Source organism: Inquilinus limosus, from assembly GCF_051487185.1.
GTDB lineage: Bacteria > Pseudomonadota > Alphaproteobacteria > DSM-16000 > Inquilinaceae > Inquilinus > Inquilinus limosus_F.
The window spans coordinates 236,217-254,808 of record NZ_JAHVDK010000007.1 but is presented as its reverse complement, the minus strand read 5'-3'; the positions used below and the strand labels follow the sequence as shown (position 1 = coordinate 254,808).

At 70.1% G+C, this 18,592-nt stretch carries 13 protein-coding genes and 1 pseudogene; 3 read left to right on the top strand and 11 right to left on the bottom strand.

The window, feature by feature from the left end; all coding sequences use genetic code 11:
* Positions 1 to 369, bottom strand: a pseudogene (locus KXR53_RS10755) (hypothetical protein); the annotation flags it as partial.
* Positions 370 to 618: 249 nt separating this feature from the next.
* On the opposite strand from KXR53_RS10755, the gene lysS reads away from it, so the two are divergent.
* Positions 619 to 2,130, top strand: a complete 1,512-nt coding sequence (lysS, locus tag KXR53_RS10750; protein WP_437375126.1) for a lysine--tRNA ligase — start codon at positions 619 to 621, stop codon at positions 2,128 to 2,130.
* Between the two features lie 216 nt (positions 2,131 to 2,346).
* Here the strand turns inward: lysS and KXR53_RS10745 are convergent, their stop codons facing one another.
* The 5 genes from KXR53_RS10745 to gstA form a co-directional block, all read right to left on the bottom strand.
* Positions 2,347 to 5,595 carry an error-prone DNA polymerase gene (locus KXR53_RS10745; protein WP_437375125.1) on the bottom strand — a complete coding sequence of 1,083 codons (3,249 nt, stop codon included), beginning with the start codon at positions 5,593 to 5,595 and terminating at the stop codon, positions 2,347 to 2,349.
* A 154-nt stretch (positions 5,596 to 5,749) separates the two neighbouring features.
* Complete coding sequence (locus KXR53_RS10740; protein WP_437375124.1) at positions 5,750 to 7,285, bottom strand: DinB/UmuC family translesion DNA polymerase; 1,536 nt, start codon at positions 7,283 to 7,285, stop codon at positions 5,750 to 5,752.
* Positions 7,200 to 7,937, bottom strand: coding sequence for an ImuA family protein (locus KXR53_RS10735; protein WP_437375123.1), 738 nt, complete (start codon positions 7,935 to 7,937; stop codon positions 7,200 to 7,202). The genes KXR53_RS10740 and KXR53_RS10735 overlap by 86 nt, the downstream gene beginning before the upstream one ends.
* A gap of 84 nt (positions 7,938 to 8,021) precedes the next feature.
* Entirely contained in the window at positions 8,022 to 8,399 is a 378-nt protein-coding gene (locus KXR53_RS10730) for a nuclear transport factor 2 family protein (RefSeq protein ID WP_437375122.1), read from the bottom strand.
* Positions 8,399 to 9,058: a glutathione transferase GstA gene (gene gstA, locus KXR53_RS10725; RefSeq protein ID WP_437375121.1), complete on the bottom strand. Its 660-nt coding sequence runs from the start codon at positions 9,056 to 9,058 to the stop codon at positions 8,399 to 8,401. The genes KXR53_RS10730 and gstA overlap by 1 nt, the downstream gene beginning before the upstream one ends.
* A gap of 113 nt (positions 9,059 to 9,171) precedes the next feature.
* Here gstA and KXR53_RS10720 point away from each other — a divergent pair, with 113 nt between their 5' ends.
* The gene (locus KXR53_RS10720; protein WP_437375120.1) at positions 9,172 to 9,795 is read left to right on the top strand and encodes a TetR/AcrR family transcriptional regulator; all 624 of its coding nucleotides are present in this window, start codon (positions 9,172 to 9,174) and stop codon (positions 9,793 to 9,795) included.
* A 6-nt stretch (positions 9,796 to 9,801) separates the two neighbouring features.
* On the opposite strand, the gene KXR53_RS10715 is transcribed toward KXR53_RS10720, so the two are convergent.
* The 5 genes from KXR53_RS10715 to KXR53_RS10695 all read right to left on the bottom strand — a co-directional run bounded on the left by KXR53_RS10715 (position 9,802) and on the right by KXR53_RS10695 (position 13,350).
* Complete coding sequence (locus KXR53_RS10715) at positions 9,802 to 10,176, bottom strand: YciI family protein (protein ID WP_437375119.1); 375 nt, start codon at positions 10,174 to 10,176, stop codon at positions 9,802 to 9,804.
* 63 nt (positions 10,177 to 10,239) lie between these two features.
* The gene (locus KXR53_RS10710; protein WP_437375118.1) at positions 10,240 to 11,028 is read right to left on the bottom strand and encodes an ABC transporter ATP-binding protein; all 789 of its coding nucleotides are present in this window, start codon (positions 11,026 to 11,028) and stop codon (positions 10,240 to 10,242) included.
* On the bottom strand, positions 11,025 to 11,804 hold the full coding sequence (locus KXR53_RS10705; RefSeq protein WP_437375117.1) for an ABC transporter permease: 780 nt from the start codon (positions 11,802 to 11,804) through the stop codon (positions 11,025 to 11,027). The genes KXR53_RS10710 and KXR53_RS10705 overlap by 4 nt, the downstream gene beginning before the upstream one ends.
* Before the next feature lie 51 nt (positions 11,805 to 11,855).
* Entirely contained in the window at positions 11,856 to 12,806 is a 951-nt protein-coding gene (locus KXR53_RS10700) for an ABC transporter substrate-binding protein (RefSeq protein WP_437375116.1), read from the bottom strand.
* A gap of 109 nt (positions 12,807 to 12,915) precedes the next feature.
* Entirely contained in the window at positions 12,916 to 13,350 is a 435-nt protein-coding gene (locus KXR53_RS10695) for a DUF5818 domain-containing protein (RefSeq protein WP_437375115.1), read from the bottom strand.
* A 325-nt stretch (positions 13,351 to 13,675) separates the two neighbouring features.
* Here KXR53_RS10695 and KXR53_RS10690 point away from each other — a divergent pair, with 325 nt between their 5' ends.
* Positions 13,676 to 18,541 (top strand): NAD-glutamate dehydrogenase, encoded by a 4,866-nt coding sequence (locus KXR53_RS10690; protein ID WP_437375114.1) that lies wholly within the window; start codon positions 13,676 to 13,678, stop codon positions 18,539 to 18,541.
* Positions 18,542 to 18,592: the final 51 nt, after the last annotated feature.

The following is an 18,592-nucleotide window of genomic DNA, read 5'->3' as shown; positions in this document are numbered from 1 at the left end:
CCCGACCACGCGCGGCGGGGCGGCGACCACCGGGGGCTGCGGGGCCGTGACTGTCCGGGGCGGGGCATAGGTGGCGGCGGGCGCCCTGACAGCGGGGGCCGGCGGCGGGGCGGCGACGGTGCGCGGCGGCGCATAGGTCACGGCGGGCGGGGGCGGCGTCACCGGGGCGGGCGCGGCCGCGATCACCTGCGGCGCGGTATAGGCAGGCGCCGCCGGCTGCGGCTCGGAGGCAGGCAGGGGTTCGGCCTGGATCGGTGCGGGCCGCTGGGCGGTGGCGTCCGGTTCGGTCGGATAGGCCCAGGGGGTGGTGTCGGTGCAGGCTGCCAGACCGACCGCGGCGACGGCCGCCGCCATCGCCCTGCGGGACACGCTCTCTCTCATCTCGAACGCCCTCACTGTTCACGGCCGCCGGTCGGTGCGGTGCCGGCTTCAATACGCAATTATGACTCCTATTTCTCATAAACAGGTGTGAAACATTCGGACACCGAAAATTGACGGCCGCTCGACAGAAGAAGGGCGCCATGCGCGGAACCGGCTTGCACCCCCGGGATGCGACGGGTAGAGGACGCGATCCCCCATCCATCCGCCTTAGTCGTTCCTGCCCCTGGAGTCCCGATCATGTCCGACAGCGTCGAGAGCGTCCGCGCCCCGCACGACGACGCCGACAACCCGCTGAAGACGCCGCGGCTGGAGAAACTGCGGGCGCTGCGGGCCAAGGGGATCGACCCCTACCCCTATCACTACGAGAAGACGGCGGACGCCGCCGGACTGCAGGCGCGCTACGCCGACCTGCCGGCCGAGGCGGAGAAGCCGGAGGACGTGGTCCGCATCGCCGGCCGCATCCGGGCCTACCGCAACAGCGGCATGTTCATCGACCTGCACGACGTCAGCGGCAAGATCCAGGTGTTCTGCCACAAGGACTACGCCGACCCGGAGACGCAGGAGCTGGTCGGGCTGCTCGACATCGGCGACCTGATCGGGGTCGAGGGCTTCATCCGCCGCACCAAGCGCGGCGAGCTGACGGTGAATGCGCAGCACGTCACCCTCCTGTCCAAGACGCTGCTGCCGCTGCCGGAGAAGTATCACGGCCTGACCGATGTCGAGGCTCGCTACCGCCAGCGCTATCTCGACCTGATCATGAGCGAGGAGAGCCGCGAGACCTTCCGCGCCCGCAGCCGGATCGTCAGCGACATCCGCCGCCTGCTGGAGGATCGCGGCTTCCTCGAGGTCGAGACGCCGATGCTGCATCCGATCCTGGGCGGCGCCTCGGCGCGCCCGTTCGTGACGCATCACAACACGCTCGACATGCAGCTGTACCTGCGCATCGCGCCGGAGCTGTATCTGAAGCGGCTGATCGTCGGCGGCGTGTCGGAACGGGTGTTCGAGATCAACCGCAACTTCCGCAACGAGGGCATCTCGACCCGGCACAATCCGGAATTCACGATGCTCGAGCTGTACCAGGCCTATGCCGACTACAACGACATGATGGCGCTGGCCGAGGACATCTTCGCGGCGGCGGCGAAGGCGGCGACCGGCGGCACCACGGTGACCTTCGGCGAGCACCAGATCGAGTTCGGCGGCCGCTACCGCCGCGCCTCGATGACCGAGCTCGTGAAGGAGGCGACCGGCGTCGACTTCCTGGCGATCGAGGGGGCGGAAGCCGCGCGGGAAGCCGCTCGCGGCCTGCAGCTCAAGGTCACCGGCAAGGAGAACTGGGGCCAGGTGGTGGAGCTGGTGTTCGGCGAGACGGTCGAGCACACGCTGATCCAGCCGACCCATGTCACCGACATGCCGAAGGAGATCTCGCCGCTGGCCAAGGCGCATCGCAGCGACCCGCGGCTGACCGAGCGGTTCGAGACCTATGCCAATGGCTGGGAGATCGCCAACGCCTTCTCCGAGCTCAGCGACCCGCAGGACCAGTATGAGCGCTTCGCCGCCCAGGTGGCGGCCCGCGAGGCCGGCGACGACGAGGCCCAGATGATGGACCGCGACTATGTCACCGCGCTGGAATACGGCCTGCCGCCGACCGGCGGCATGGGCATCGGCATCGACCGGCTGGTGATGCTGGTGACCAACTCCGCCTCGATCCGCGACGTCATCCTGTTCCCGACCCTGCGGCCGCGGAAGTAGGGGGAGCGCGTCACAAGGCCGGGCTCGCCCAGCGGCGCTGTCCCACTCCCCCTCTCCCTCCCATTCGCTGTCGCGAATGGGCCCCTCCCTCTCCCCGAGGAGAGGGAAAGGATCTGCGGCGCTCCAATACCTCTCCCCAGGGGAGAGGTCGAAATCGCGTCAGCGATTTCGGGTGAGGGGGCGGCTCCGGCCCATCCATTGATCTGAGCGCCCGCCTCACTTGAAGTCCCGGCTCTTCAGCGTCACCCGGTGGCCGCGGCCGGCGGCGGTGCGGGAACGGTCCTGGGGCGCGGGGTCGAGCATGACCTGGTCGGTGCCGCGGGCCAGGACCGGCAGCTGGTCGGTCCAGTCGACGAAGCGCTCGGCCACGACATGGATCACCATGTGCTCGCCGTCGCCCACCTTCTGCACCCGGCCCTCGCAGGCGAGCAGGCGGCCGGCATAGACGGCGCGGCGGTACTGTTCCGCCACATGCGACCAGACCACGATGTTGGCGGCGCCGCTCTCGTCCTCGACGGTGACGAAGATCGTGTCCTTGGCGGTCTGCGGCCGCTGCCGGAACAGCACGATGCCGGCGATGCGGATGCGGGCGCCGTCCCTGGTCTCGTCCTCGCGCAGGCTGCGGGCCGGGACGATGCCGAGCCGCGCCAGGGCCGGGCGCAGCAGCGCCAGCGGGTGCCGGGTCAGCGACAGGCCGGTGGCGGCGTAGTCCTCCAGCACCTCGAGGCCCGGCGGCAAAGGCGGCAGCTCGGCATCCTGTTCCTCGAACAGCGCCAGCTGGGCCGGGCGGGCGGCGAACAGCGGCAGGGCCTCGCCCTCCACCCCGGCCACCGCCCACAGCCCCTGCTGCCGGTCGAGCCCCATCGAGCCGAAGGCGGCGGCCTCAGCCAGCCGGTTCAGGGCGCGGGACGAGACGCCGGCGCGGCGGGCCAGGTCGGCCGGCGAGGCATAGCCGGCGCCGCGCCGCTCGGCGATCCTCCTGCCCTCCTCCTCGTTCAGCCCCTTCACCAGGCGCAGGCCCAGGCGCACGGCATGGTCGCGGCGGCCCGGCCCCAGCCCGGCGATCGGCTCCAGAGTGCAGTCCCAGTCGCTGTGATTGACGTCGACCGGGCGGATCTCGACACCGTGCTCGCGTGCGTCGCGCACCAGCTGCGCCGGGGCGTAGAAGCCCATGGGCTGGGAGTTGATCAGGGCGCAGCAGAACACGTCGGGGTAATGGTGCTTCACCCAGGCGCTCTCATAGACCAGCAGCGCGAAGGAGGCGGCATGCGCCTCGGGGAAGCCGTAGCTGCCGAAGCCCTTGATCTGGTTGAAGCAGCGCTCGGCGAAGTCGCGCTCATAGCCGTTGGCGATCATGCCCTCGATGAAGCGCTTCTCGTATTGGTGGATCGTGCCCTCGTTGCGGAAGGTGGCCATGGCCCGGCGCAGCCGGTCGGATTCGCTGGGCGTGAAGCCCGCGGCGACGCTGGCCAGCTTCATGCCCTGCTCCTGGAACAGCGGCACGCCCAGCGTCTTCTTCAGCACCCCCTCGATCTCCGGCTTGGGGTAGGTCACCGGCTCGATCTTGTCGCGGCGGCGCAGATAGGGATGCACCATGTCCCCCTGGATCGGGCCGGGCCGGACGATCGCGACCTCGATCACCAGATCGTAGAACTTCTCCGGCTTCAGCCGCGGCAGCATCGATTGCTGGGCCCGGGATTCGACCTGGAACACGCCGACCGAATCGGCGCGGCTCAGCATCTCGTAGACCTCCGGGTCCTCCCGCGGCGTCATGCCCAGGGCCAGCGGCTCCGGGAACCGCTCCGGATAGTGCCGGTTCATCAGGTCGAAGCCGCGCTTGAGCGCGGTGAGCATGCCCAGCGCCAGCACGTCGACCTTCAGCATGCCGACCGCGTCGAGATCGTCCTTGTCCCAGCAGATGACGGTGCGGTCGTCCATCGCCGCGTTCTCGATCGGCACCATCTCGTCCAGCCGTTTGCGGGCGAAGACGAAGCCGCCGGTGTGCTGGCTGAGATGCCGGGGGAAGCCCATCAGCTCGAAGGCGAGGTCGAGGGTCAGGCGCAGCCGGGGATCGGCCGGGTCCAGCCCGGCCTCGCGCACCTGGCTCTCGTCCAGCCCGTTCATGCTCCAGCCCCAGACCGAGCCGGACAGGGCGCTGATCATGTCCTCCGACAGCCCCATCGCCTTGCCGACATCGCGCAGCGCGCCGCGGGTGCGGTAGCAGATCACGGTCGCGGTCAGGGCGGTGCGGTCGCGGCCGAACTTCTCGTAGATGTGCTGGATCACCTGCTCGCGCCGCTCATGCTCGAAATCGACGTCGATGTCGGGTGGCTCGTTGCGTTCCTCGCTGACGAAGCGCTCGAACAGCAGGTCCATCTGGACGGGATCGATGGCGGTGATGCCGAGGCAGTAGCAGACGACGCTGTTCGCCGCGGAGCCGCGACCCTGGTTCAGGATCCCTTGGCCGGTGGCGTAGGTGACGATGTCGGCCACGGTCAGGAAGAAGGGGGCGTAGTCGCGCCGGGCGATCAGCTCTAGCTCGCGGTCGATCTGGGCCTGCACCGCCTCGGGCACGCCGCCCGGATAGCGCCTGGTCGCGCCCTCCCGGGTCAGCTGCTCCAGCCGCTCCTGCGCCGAGGCGCCGTCCGGCGCGATCTCCTCGGGATATTCGTATCCCAACTCGTCGAGGTCGAAGCGGCAACGCTCGGCGATCTCGACCGTCCGCTCCAGCGCCTCGGGGTGGTCGCGAAACAGCCGCGCCATCTCCTCGGGCGACTTCAGATGCCGCTCGGCATTGGCCTCCAGCCGCCAGCCGGCCTCGTCGATGGTGCAGTGCTCGCGGATGCAGGTGACCACGTCCTGCAGCCGCCGCCGCTCCGGCACGTGGTACAGCACGTCGTTGGTGGCGACCAGCGGCACCCGCACCCGCCGTGCCAGCTCGGCCAGATCGGCCAGGCGGCGGGCGTCGTCGCCGCGATAGCGGTGGCTGGCGGCGAGGTAAAGCCGTTTCGGCACCTCGGCCCTCAGCCGGGCCAGATGGCCGGCGAAGCCGTCGTCGATCCGGTCCGGCGGCAGCGCCACCAGGATCTGCCCGTCCAGCCAGGGCGGCAGGTCGGCGAAGCTCAGATGGCACTCGCCCTTCTTCGCCCGCCGGTTGCCGATGGTCAGCAGGCGGCACAGCCGGCCATAGGCGGCGCGGCCGGTCGGGTAGCACAGCAGGCTCGGCGCGTCGGCCAGGTCCAGCCGGCAGCCGACGATGTAGGGGATGCGCTGTGCCTTCTGCCGGTTCTCGTCGCGGTTGGCGATGACATGGCCGCGCACCACCCCGGCCAGGGTGTTGCGGTCGGTCACGGCGATGGCCGACAGGCCCAGCAGGATCGCCGTCTCCACCAGCTCCTCCGGATGCGATCCGCCGCGCAGGAAGGAGAAGTTGGTGGTGACCTGGAGTTCGGCGTAGGAGGTCATGGCTGCGCCGCCTGTAGCGCAGCCCAGCACCTCTTTCTGTCATCGCCGGGCTTGACCCGGCGATCCAGGGGCCACCGAGAGCGGTTCCTGCCGCCCTGGATGCCCGGGTCAAGCCCGGGCATGACAAAAAGGGAATGGGCACAGACCAAAGCCATCAATCGAACATCCCGTGCAGGAACCAGCGCGGCGGGCGGTCCGGCAGGTAGGGGCCGGCGCGGTAGAACCAGAAGCGGCGGCCGGCCTCGTCCTCCACCCGGTAATAGTCGCGGATCATGTCCGGCTCGGCCCGGTCCTGCGGCCGCGCCTGGCGCCACCATTCATAGGCGATGCGCTCCGGCCCGTCGGCGCGGCGCACCCGGTGGAGGGCGCCGGCCCAGCGGAACTGGCTGGGCGGGTCGTCCGGGATCTGGGCGATCGCCTCGATCGGCTCCGGCCGGCGCAGCAGGCGCAGCGGTCGCACCCAGCCGGCGGGCCAGGCCTTGCCCTCGGCCGGGTCCAGCGGCGGGCGGGCGGCGACACAGCGCTCGGGCAGGTGGCTCTCGACCGCGGCCGGGCGCCAGATCCGGTCGAAGCCGATGCGGTTGCCGACGATGTCGACGAAGCCGGCGAGATCCCCGATCCCGCCATCCTCGCCCTCCAGCTTTCTCAGTCCGGTCTGCCGTCCCGCCACCGGCGCCACCCGGTCGGCGCGCAAAGTCACCACCTCGACGCCGAAGCCGGGATCGACCCGGTCCAGCCGGTCGGCCAAGAGGCGCCCGACCCGCGCCGGGTCGCGCACCGGCAGGGCGGTGCGGATGGCGATGCTCGGGCAGCGGCCGTCGACCCGGTGGAAAGCGGCGGCGAATTGCGCCGCGCCCATCATCCGCGCCTCCAGCCGGGCGCAGAGATCCCCTGCCAGCGCGGCGATGGCGCGCTGCAGGTCCTCGGGCGTGCCGATCGGCTCCGGGAAGGCCAGGCGGGCGAACCAGGGCGTGGACGGCCGGCGGAAGCCGACCGTCTCCTCCGTCCGGCCCAGCGCCTGGTCCAGCCGCAGCAGCGGCCCGGCACCGAAGCGGCGGGCCAGGCCGGCCCGCGGCGCCGCCAGCAGGTCGCCGATCCGGGTCAGGCCGATGCGCCGCAGCGCCGCGACCTCCTCCTCGCCCAGCCGCAGCGCCGCGATTGGCAGGGGGGACAGGGCCGCGCGCTCGGCGCCGTCGGGCAGGATCCGTTGCTCGGCGCCGTCATGATGCGCCAGCGCCCAGGCGGCGCCGAAGCTGCCGGCGACGGCGAGGCGGGCCGGCAGGCCGCGCCGCCGCAGCCGCCCGGCCAGGTCGGCGGCCAGGCCCTCCTCGCCGTCCCAGAGATGGGCGCAGCCGGTGATGTCGATCCAAAGACCGTCGGGCGGGCAGGGCGCCACGGCGGGGCTGTAGCGGCCGGCCCAGCGGGCCAGCCGGGCCAGCGCCTTCGCGTCGTCGGCATGGTCGGCCGGAACCAGGGCGAGCGCCGGCAGGATGGCGCGGGCATCGGTCGCCTTCTGCCCCGGCCGGATGCCGGCGGCCCAGCCGCGGTCGTCGACGGCGACCACCTGGCGCCGCTGCTCGACGGTCTCGACGATCGCGACCGGCTCAGCCGGCCAGGCGTCGGCGGGTGTCGTCAATCTCAGACGTGTGATCGGCCAGTTCGGCAACCACAGCGAGACGATCCGTCCCATCCTCGGTCTCCACGATCCAGCGGCCGGGCAGGCCGCCGCGGCTGTGCAGCAGGGCCAGCTCCCAGCGCGCCGGCCCGACCCAGGCCGCGGTGCCGCCGCTCGGCGCCGGGGCCACGGCCCAGCGCGTCACCGCGGCGCTGGCAGCGGTGCGGCCCACCCGCGGCGCGACCGGCTGGCGCTGCAGCAGCAAGGCTGTGGTGCCGCGGACCTCGCAGGCCAGCTGCAGCCGCCGCTCGGCCAGAAGCTCAGCCCGCGCCGCCTCGGCCAGCACGCCGCCGAATCCTTCGGTGCGCAGCGCCTCCTCCGCCACCGCCAGCACGCCCTTCTCGTCGCGCGGCCGCACCAGGATCAGCCGGTCGGGATCCAGGCCCAGCGCGGCCAGGGCCGGCGGGTACAGGTCGTCGGCCGCGGCGCACCACAGCACCGGCCCGCGCCGCTGCAGCCGGGCCAGGATGCGGGCGGCGAAACCGGTGGCCGCGGCCCCGGCCGGGTCGCCGCCGGCGCCGGCGATGCGGTGCAGCCGGCCGAGCGGCAGCCCGCCGCGCGGCAGGCGGTCGTCGATCGGCGGCAAAGCGAGCGGCAGGACTCCCGGATCCCCGACGGCGGATCCGGTCCGGTTCAGGCGCTCGCGCAGGGCGGCGAGGGCGGACATGGCGGGGCATGATTGTTCCGTATTTGTTCTAATATGAATCCACCACGCCGCCCGAGAGTCAAGCCGCCCGGATTCTCCTTCGCCTCATGCGCCTTTGACGTAGCCCAGCGCCTCGACGATGCGGCCGTCCCGCACCCGCATCAGGTTGACGCCGCGGACCGAACTTTGCTCGTCGGCGCCCCAGCGATAGCGCCACAGGATGATGGCGCGGTCGCGAAGCACGATCACGTCCTCGACGTCGAAGCTGGTGCCCGGCGCGGTCGCGATCTGCGTCCACAGGGCGATGCAGGCGTCGCGGCCGACATGGCGCGCACCATCCGGGGCGGGCTGGGTGTTCTCGATGACGCAGTCCTCGGCCACCAGCTCCGCCAGCGCGCCCGGATCGTGGCGCAGGAACACGTCGTTGAACCGGCGCATCAGCGCCGCGGTCTCGCGTTCCTGCGCCGACAGATCCCGGTCCATCACTGCGCCGCCACCGCTTCGGCCGGGCGGGGGCCGAAGAAGCCGTCGTCGCGCTGCACCAGCCCTTCCGCCGCCAGCGCCGCCTGCACCGCCGGCCGGGCGGCGACGCGCCGATGGAAGGCCTCCAGGGCCGGCCGGCGCGCCAAGTCGACGCCGTTCCAGGGCGACCAGTTCAGGCAGACGAAGAGATAGGCGTCGGCCACGGTGAAGCGCTCGCCCGTCAGATACGGGCCGGCGATCTGCCCGGCCAGCCAATCCAGGCGCTTGTCCACCAGCGCGGCCACCGCGTCCCGGGCCGACGCATAGGCCGGGAGCATCAGCATCACCATCGGCTTGTGCAGCTCGGCGGTGACGAAGTTCAGCCAGGACTGCACCTGTGCGCGCTCGACGCTGCCGGGCGGCGGCAGCAGCCCGGCCCCGGGGCGGAGATCCGCGAGGTACTGCACGATGGACGGCCCCTCGGTCAGCGCCCGCCCGTCCTCCAGCACCAGCGCCGGCACATAGCCGTTGCCGTTGATGTGCAGATAGTCCTCGCCGTCCTCCGTCCGGTGCGTCGCGCGGTCGACTTCGACCAGCTCCACCGGCAGGCCGAGCTCACGGCACACGATGTGCGGCGACAGCGAGCAGGCGCCCGGATGCATGTAGAGTTTCATGGTCATCTCCCAGACCTCCTTCTCTCCGGCGACCTCGACGTCGCCGCGAAACAGCCTATATTTTGTACTGTATCGCATATTAATCCGGGATCAAGCCTTATTATGCGAAGTGGTACAAAATGAGCGAGGAGCCGAGAAAGCGCGGCCGGCCGCGGGCCTATGACCCCGATGCGGCGCTGGAGCGGGCGCGGGACGTGTTCTGGGAAAGCGGCTTCACCGGCAGCTCGCTGGACGCCCTGAGCGCCGCGACGGCGATGAACCGGCCCAGCCTGTACGGCGCCTTCGGCGACAAGGAGGCGCTGTATCTGCGGACGCTCGAGCGCTACCGCGACGAAAGCCTGGTGGCGATACGGCAGGCGCTTGACCCCGGCCGGTCCCTGCGCGAGGGGCTTGGCATTCTCTACGCCACGGCGCTGGCGACCTATCTGGATGGCGAGGCCGGCGCGCGCGGTTGTCTCCTGATCGGCACGGCGGCGGTGGAGGCGGTGCTGCACCCGGCCGTGCGCGAGGTGCTGCACGGCAGCCTCACGGCTTTCGAGCGGGCCCTGGAGGAGCGGTTCCGCCTGGCCCGGGATCGCGGCGAGATCGGGGCGGCCGCCGACGTGACGACGCTCGCCCGGCTGGCCTCGGCGATGCTGCATTCGCTGGCCGTGCGCGCCCGGGCGGGCGATTCGCGGGCCGATCTGGAAGCGATCGCCGAATCGGGCGTGGCGATGATCTGCGCCGCCGCCGGCGCCGCCTGAGGCCGGTCAGGCGGTGCGGGTATCGGGCAGGAACAGCCGGACCGGCCGGATCTCGTAGCCGCCGAGGCCGGGATTGGCCTGTTCCAAATCCTTGGCGATGGCGACCGCCTCGTCCCGCGACTCGCAGTCGACAAGATAGAAGCCGAGCATCTGCTCCTTGGTCTCGGCATAGGGGCCGTCGATCACCAGCGGCGGCTGGTGGCCCTTCATCAGCGTCGTCGCGGCGCTGGTGAAGGCCAGCCGCGCGGCGGGGCCGAGCTTGCCTTGATCGGCCAGCCGCTTGTGGACGACGTCGAGCCGGGCCATGACCGCGTCATCCTGCTCCTGCGTCCAGGCGCTGAGGACCTCTTCCGAGTTGTAGCAGAGAATGGCGTAGAGCATGCGGGCCTCCCCTTCCCGTGTCCGGGCGGGAGTATGCCTGAGTCGCCGTCCGGCTGCAGGCCCTTACGCCGCCATCCCGGCCGCGATCATCGCCTGCCGGCGCACTGCCTCGGTCAGGGCGGCGCGGTGCTCCTGGAACTCCGGCGTCGTCTTCACCGTGTAGTGCCGCGGATGCGGCAGCGTGATCGGCCGGTCCTCGATGATCCGGCCGGGCCGGGCGCTCATCACGATCACCCGGTTGGCCAGGAACACCGCCTCGTCGATGTCGTGGGTGACGAACAGCACGGTCTTGCGCTCCGCCTCCCAGATCGACAGCAGCAGCTCTTGCATCAGCGCCCGGGTCTGGGTGTCGAGCGCGCCGAAGGGCTCGTCCAGCAGCAGGATCTTCGGGTCGTTGGCCAGCGCCCGGGCGATCGCGGTACGCTGCTGCATGCCGCCCGACAGCATCTTCGGATAGTGGTTCTCGAAGCCGCGCAGCCCGACCTTGGCGACGTATTCGGCCACGATCTCGTCCTGCTGCTTCTGCGACACCCCCTTCTCGCGCAGGCCGAAGGCGATATTGCGGGCCACGGTCAGCCAGGGGAACAGCGTATAGGCCTGGAACACCACGCCGCGGTCCGGCCCCGGCTCGGTCACCGCCGCGCCGCCGACCAGCACCCGGCCGGTGGTCGGCCGGTCGAGCCCGGCGACGATGCGCAGCAGGGTGGACTTGCCGCAGCCGGACGGGCCGAGGAGCGTGATGAAGTCGTTCTCGGCGATCGCCAGATCGACCGGGCTCAGCGCCTGGGTCGGCGCGCCGCCATGGACGCCCGGGAAGGTGCGGCTGACGCCTTCGACCTGCACCAGCGTCATCGTCCGAGGCTCCAGGGGAACAGGGCGCGGTTCGCCCGCTTGAACAGCTGGTCGGTGATGAGGCCGATGGTGCCGATGACGAAGATGCCGAAGATCATCTGCCCGGTGTCGAGGAAGCGCTGCGCGTCGATGATCATGTGGCCGATGCCGGCGGAGGAGCCGATCAGCTCGGCAACGATGACATAGGTCCAGGCCCAGCCCAGCACCAGCCGCAGCGCCTCGAAGATCTGCGGCGCCGCGTTCGGGATCATCACCCGGAAGATGACGCCGCGGGTGCGGGCGCCCAGCGTCCGCGCCGCCTCCACCAGCTCCATCCGGATCGAGCCGGTGATCACCGCCACCATGATGATCAGCTGGAACACCGAGCCGATGAAGATCACCAGCAGCTTCTGCGTCTCGCCCACCCCGGCCCACAGGATCAGGAGCGGGATGAAGGCCGAGGCCGGCAGGTAGCGGCAGAAGGAGACGAAGGGCTCGAAGAACGCCTCGACGCCCTTGAAGGTGCCCATCAGGATGCCGAGCGGCACCGCCAGCAGCGCCGCCAGGATGAAGCCGCCGAACACCCGGAACATCGTCACCAGGATGTCCCAGACGAAGCCGAAGCGGACGAACAGCTCGACCCCCGCGGCCAGGGTGGCGTCGGGGCCGGCCAGGAACAACGGCTTGACCAGCCCGCCCCAGGTCGCGGCGCCCCACAGCGCCACGAAGGCGATGAAGCACAGGATGCCGAGGGCGATGCGGCGGCCAGGGCCGACGGGGGCGAGCGGAACGAGCACGGATCGTCGGTCCTCAGGAACGGTTCGGACGCGGCGACGCAAGCGCCGAGGTCACTGCACGAATTTGGCGGTGTAGAGGGCGGTCAGGTCCGCGGGCTCGCGCCGCAGCAGCTTGGCCTCCAGCATCACGTCGGCCGCCTCCTTGATGAAGTTCGGCATGGTCTCGGCCATGTAGCTCTTGTTGGCGGCGCGGTCGTACCAAGTGACGAACTTCGCCGATTCGGCGAACTGCTCGGCGGTCTGGTTGACGTCGGCGCCCATGATCCGGTTCGCCTCGGCCGGGTTGGCTTTGATGTACTCCAGCGCCTCGAACCAGCTCTCGACCACGCCCTTCACCACCTCCGGATGGGCTTCGACATAGTCCGGCTGGAAGGCCAGGGTGTCGATGATCACGCCCGGCGTCTCGGCCGAGGTGACCAGGATCTTGCCGTTCGGGTCCTTGCGGATGTTCGAGAGATAGGGCTCGTAGGTCACGGCCACGTCGAACTGGCCGGCGACGAAGGCGGCAGCCGCGTCGGAGGGCTGCAGGTCGGTCAGCCTGACGTCCTGCAGCGTCATGCCGTGCTGCTTCAGCAGATAGGCCAGCCAGAACTGCGGCACGCCGCCGAACTGCACCGCCACGCTCCTGCCCTTCAGGTCCTCGAACTTGCTGATGTCCTTGCGCACGGCGACGCCGTCGCCGCCCGAGGAGGTGTCGAGCGCCAGCACCTGCACCACCGGCACGCCCGAGCTGGCGTAGAGCAGATGGGTGTCGACCGTGGTGGTGATGACCTGCACGTCGCCCGAGGCCATGGCCTGGTGGCGGTTCGCGGTGGGCATCTTGACGATGTCGAGGTCGATGCCGTGCTTCTGGAAGATGCCGAGCTGCTTGGCCAGCGTGATCGGCGCGAAGCCGGTCCAGCCGCTCATCGCCAGGCGCAGCTTCACCGGCTCCTGCGCGGAGGCGGCGGTGGCCATGGCGGCGGTCACGGCAAGGACGGCGGCGGCGATGCCCAGACGCATGATGCTGTTCCCCTGTTCCGGTCGCCCGGGCACCGCGGCACCCGAGCGTGATTCGCCGCAGCCTACGGGATTTTGCAGTGCAGCGGAACGGGGAGGGCTTAGCCCAGGCTTAGGGTGTCGGCTGCACCACCACGGCGCCGGGGGCCACGGTCACGGCGGTTCCGGGACCCGAGGCCGGCAGATAGGCGCTGGTCATGACGTCGACCTTGTCGGCGCGGATCGTCTCCAGCGTCTGGCACAGCGACCATTTCGCGGTCGTGCCGGAGATGGTGACGCGGTCGCCGATCCGGACCGGGACGGGCTTGCCCTGGATCGACACCTCGCTGCCGTCGTCGCGGCGCAGCACGGTGCAGGGCCGGCCGACCTGGAGCGTGCCGGTGTAGACGACGTTGATGCCCTCGTGCCACTCGGTCGAGACCTTCGGGAAATCATAGGGCGGGATCTGCGCCGCCTGCTGCTGGGCCGTCTGGCAGGCGCCCAGCAGGGCCGCCGCGGCGAATGCGATGAAGAGGGTCGGCGAGGGGCGATGACGGGTCGACAACACGCGCTCTCTTTCTCGTTTTGGCGGCGGAATCATTTCTTCCAATATGATCTTCCATACAGGCGAAGCGGGGCTGCCGTCCAGCCGGCGTTCGAAGCGAACGTTCCGGACCCGAGGCGGGATATTTCCGACCGGATTGCGGTGTCTTTGTGATCCGAGATGTCGCGGTCCTAAATCGTCTGATGAAATTGCCGGGAAATGCCAATGAACCGTCACGGTTCGGCGGTTTCCTTTTACACGGGTTGATTGTATGCCCTTGGGGCCCTGATGCGGCCCCAGCGCGATGAGGATCGTGGGCCGGGCCGCACGCTCTTCTGGAGTCTGCAGGATGTCGAAGGCCGATCAGCACAAGGCCGAAATCGTCGATGACGTCGTGACCCTGGCGAAGCAGCGGCTCGACGCGGCGAAGGGAGGAATGGCCGAGCGGTTCATCCGCCTCTATTTCCGCAACGTGCCGCCGCACGACGTGCTGCGCGAAGGCACGGACACCCTCTACAGCGTCGCCCTCGGCCTGCTGCAGTTCGGCGGCGAGCGCCGCAAGGGCGAGGTCAAGATCCGGATCTTCAACCCGGTCTATGACGATTACGGCTGGCGCAGCCCGCACACCGTGGTCGAGATCATCAACGATGACATGCCGTTCCTGGTCGATTCGGTGACCGGGGCCCTGTCCGAGCTGGGCCTGACCGTGCATCTGGTCGTCCACCCGATCCTCGCCGTCACCCGCGACGCCCAGGGCCGGCTGACCGACGTGCAGGACCCGACCGCGGCGCCCGAAGGGACGCCTGCCGAGAGCTTCATGCATCTGCAGATCGACGAGCGCACCGACCAGGCGACGCTCGACCGCATCGCGTCGACGCTGCGGACGGTGCTGGCCGACGTCCGCGCCGCGGTCGAGGACTGGGGCGCGATGCGGCAGCAGATCCGCACCGTGCTCGACGAGCTCGACCACAAGGCGCTGCCGGTCGACCCCGGCGAGACGCGCGAGATCATCGCCTTCCTGGAATGGCTCGAGGACGACCATTTCACCTTCCTCGGCTATCGCCGCTACGACTTCACCCGCACCGATGACGGGCTCGAGATCGCGATCGTGCCGGACAGCGGCCTCGGCATCCTGCGCCAGCCCGACGTCTCGGTCTTCGACGGCGCGCGCCGCTACGACCGGATGTCGGAGGAGGCGCAGTCGATGCTGCGCAGCACGGCGCCGCTGACCGTCACCAAGGCCAGCCTGAAGGCGACGGTGCACCGGCCGGTGCATCTCGACGTCTTCACCGTGAAGATCTTCGACGATGCCGGCGAAGTGGTGGGCGACCATCTGTTCGTCGGCCTGTTCACCTCGGTCGCCTACAGCCGCAGCGCCCGCGACATCCCCTATCTCCGGGCCAAGGTCAGCCGCACCCTGGCGCGCGCCGGGCTGGACCCGAAGAGCCATGACGGCAAGGCGCTGGGGCATATCCTCGACACCTATCCGCGCGACGAGCTGTTCCAGATCTCCGACGAACAGCTGCTCGACACCGGCATGGGCATCCTGCACCTGCAGGAGCGGCAGCGGACAGCGCTGTTCGTGCGGCGCGACCCGTTCGGCCGCTTCGTCTCCTGCCTCGTCTACGTGCCGCGCGACCGCTACAACACCGACCTGCGCCACCGCATCCAGAAGATCCTGGAGAAGGCCTATGGCGGCCCGGTCACGGCCTTCACCACCCAGATGACCGAAGGGGCGCATGCCCGCGTCCACTTCCTGATCAAGACCGAGCCGGGCGCCGGCACGGACGAGCCGGTCGACGTGATCGAGGAGAAGCTGGTCGAGGCCGGGCGCAGCTGGGCCGACCTGCTGCAGGCGGCGCTGATCGAGGAGAAGGGCGAGGAGCAGGGGCTGATCCTGCTGCGCCGCTACGCCGAGGCCTTCCCGGCCGGCTATCGCGAGGAGACCACGCCTGCCGCGGCGATCGTCGACATTGAGCGGATCGAGGAGATCGACGAGGCCGGCGAGATCGGGCTGCACCTGTTCCGCCCGATCGAGGCGGGGCCGAACGAGCTGCGCTTCAAGCTGTACCACCGCGGCACGCCGGTGCCGCTGTCCGACGTGCTGCCGATGCTGGAGCATCTCGGCTTCAAGGTGGTATCGGAACTCCCGACCGAGGTCAGCCTCCAAGGCGTGGGCCAGGGCCAGGGGCCGGTCTGGATCCACGATTTCGAGATGCGCAGCCGCACCGGCGACGCGATCGACCTGAACCGCCTCAAGACCGTGTTCCAGACCGCCTTCGAGCGAATCTGGACCGGCGACATGGAGGACGACCGGCTGAACCGGCTGGTGCTGGCCGCCGGGCTCGACTGGCGCTCGGTCACGCTGCTGCGCGCCTATGCCCGATTCCTGCGCCAGGCCCGCTTCGCCTTCAGCCAGGAGACGATCGAGGACACGCTGGTGGCGCATCCGGAAACGACGCGCGCCATCGTCCGCATGTTCAACACCCGCTTCGATCCGGAGCTGACCGGCGACCGCGAGGTGGCGATCCGCGGCATGCTGGTCGAGATCGAGCATATGCTCGATGAGGTGACCAACCTCGACGAGGACCGCATCCTCCGCCGCTACCTGAACCTGGTGCGGTCGACCCTGCGCACCAACTTCTTCCAGACCGACGGGGAGGGGCGGCCGAAGCCCTACCTGTCGCTGAAGCTCGACAGCCCGTCGATCGAGGAGCTGCCGCTGCCGCGGCCCTGGCGCGAGATCTTCGTCTACAGCCCGCGCATGGAGGGCGTGCATCTGCGCGGCGGCAAGGTCGCCCGCGGCGGCATCCGCTGGTCCGACCGGCGCGAGGATTTCCGCACCGAGATCCTGGGGCTGATGAAGGCGCAGATGGTGAAGAACACCGTCATCGTGCCGGTCGGCTCCAAGGGCGGCTTCGTGCTGAAGCGGCCGCCGGCGCCCTCGGCCGGGCGCGAGGCGTTCCAGGCCGAAGGCATCGAATGCTACAAGATGCTGATGCGCGGGATGCTCGACATCACCGACACCATCGTCGGCGGCGAGACCCGGCATCCGGAGCGCGTCGTCCGGCACGACGAGGACGACCCCTATCTCGTGGTCGCGGCCGACAAGGGCACGGCCACCTTCTCCGACATCGCCAATGGCGTCAGCCAGGACTTCGGCTTCTGGCTCGACGACGCCTTCGCCTCCGGCGGCTCGGCCGGCTACGACCACAAGAAGATGGGCATCACCGCTCGTGGCGCCTGGGAATCGGTGAAGCGGCATTTCCGCGAGCTCGGCACCGACATCCAGAGTCAGGACTTCACCTGCGTCGGCGTCGGCGACATGTCGGGCGACGTCTTCGGCAACGGCATGATCCTGTCCGAGCACACGCGGCTGGTCGGCGCCTTCAACCATCTGCACATCTTCGTCGACCCGAACCCGGACGCGGCCACCAGCTTCGCCGAGCGCAAGCGGCTGTTCGCGCTCGGCCGCGGCTCCTGGGACCAGTACGACATCGCTCTGCTGTCCCCCGGCGGCGCCGTCTATGAGCGCAAGGCGAAGTCGGTGAAGCTGTCGCCCGAGGCCCGCGCCCGCTTCGGCATCGAGCGCGAGACGGTGACGCCGAACGAGCTGATCCAGGCGATGCTGAAGGCCGAGGTCGACCTGCTGTGGTTCGGCGGCATCGGCACCTATGTGAAGAGCAGCCGCGAGAGCCACGCCGATGTCGGCGACAAGGCGAACGATTCGCTGCGGGTCAACGGCCGCGACGTCCGCGCCCGGGTGATCGGCGAGGGCGCCAATCTCGGCGTCACCCAGTTCGGCCGGATCGAATATGCCCGCATCGGCGCCGGCGGCACGGGCGGCAAGCTGAACACCGACTTCATCGACAACTCGGCCGGCGTCGACACCTCGGACCACGAGGTCAACATCAAGATCCTGCTGGGCTCCGTGGTCCAGGCCGGCGATCTGACGCTGAAGCAGCGCAACCAGGTGCTGGAGAGCATGACCGAGGAGGTCGGCCAGCTGGTGCTGCGCGACAACTACCTGCAGAGCCAGGCGCTGTCGCTCGCGGTCGGCGAAGGCTTCGAGGTGCTGGATCAGCAGGCCCGCTTCATGCGTGGGCTGGAGAAGGCGGGCAAGCTCGACCGCGTGATCGAGATGCTGCCGACCGACGAGGAGCTGACCCAGCGCTCGGGCAACCGCGAGGGGCTGACCCGGCCGGAGCAGGCGGTGCTGCTGGCCTATGCCAAGATCACCATCTACGACGCGCTGCTGGCCAGCGACCTGCCGGACGACCCGGCCCTGCTGGATGACCTGTTCCTGTATTTCCCGACGGCGCTGCGCGAGCGCTTCAAGGACGCCATCCCGCAGCACCGGCTGCGGCGCGAGATCGTGGCGACGCATGTCACCAACAGCATGGTGAACCGGGTCGGCGCCACCTTCGTCTCGGAGATGGCGGACAGGACCGGGATGAGCGTGGCCGAGATCGCCCGCGCCTATCTGATCGTGCGCGACAGCTTCAGCCTGCGCGACATCTGGGCGGCGGTCGAGGCGCTGGACAACAAGGCCGAGGCCCAGGCGCAGATCCGCGCCATGCTGGCGACAAGGCGGCTGATCGAGCGCAGCGTCGCCTGGATCCTGCGCCAGCAGGGCCGCGGCCTCGACGTCGGCCAGGACGTGGCGCATCTCAAGCCCGGCCTGGCCGAGCTGGAGCGCGAGATGGACGCCGCGATCTTCGACGACGCCCGTGCCGTGATCGACGCCCGCGCCCGGGGCTTCGTCGAGGCCGGCTTCCCCGAGGATCTGGCCCGCCGCGTCGCCCGGCTGAACCTGTGGGCCGCTGGGCTCGACATCATCCGCATCGCCGACCAGGCCGGGCGCGGCGTCAGCGAGGTGGCCTCGGTCTATTTCGAGACCGGGCGCCGGCTCGGCCTCGCTTGGCTGCGCGACGGCGCCAGCCGGATGCCGGCCACCAACCACTGGCAGAAGCAGGCGGTGGGGGCGATCGTCGACGACCTGTACACGCTGCAGGCCGACCTCGCGGTGCGCGCCCTGCAGGCGGCGCCGTCGGGGGCGGATGGGGCCGATGTGGTGGAGGCCTGGGTCGGCCATCGCCGCGCCCCGGTGGACCGGATCGACCAGCTGGTCTCCGAGCTGAAGGCGATGGACCAGGTCGACCTGTCGATGCTGGCCGTCGCCAACCGCAACCTGCGCGGCCTGGCGACGGGGTGAGGACGATGCGGCCCGTCGCGCCGCGGTCCGGATCACCGCAGCGCGACGGTC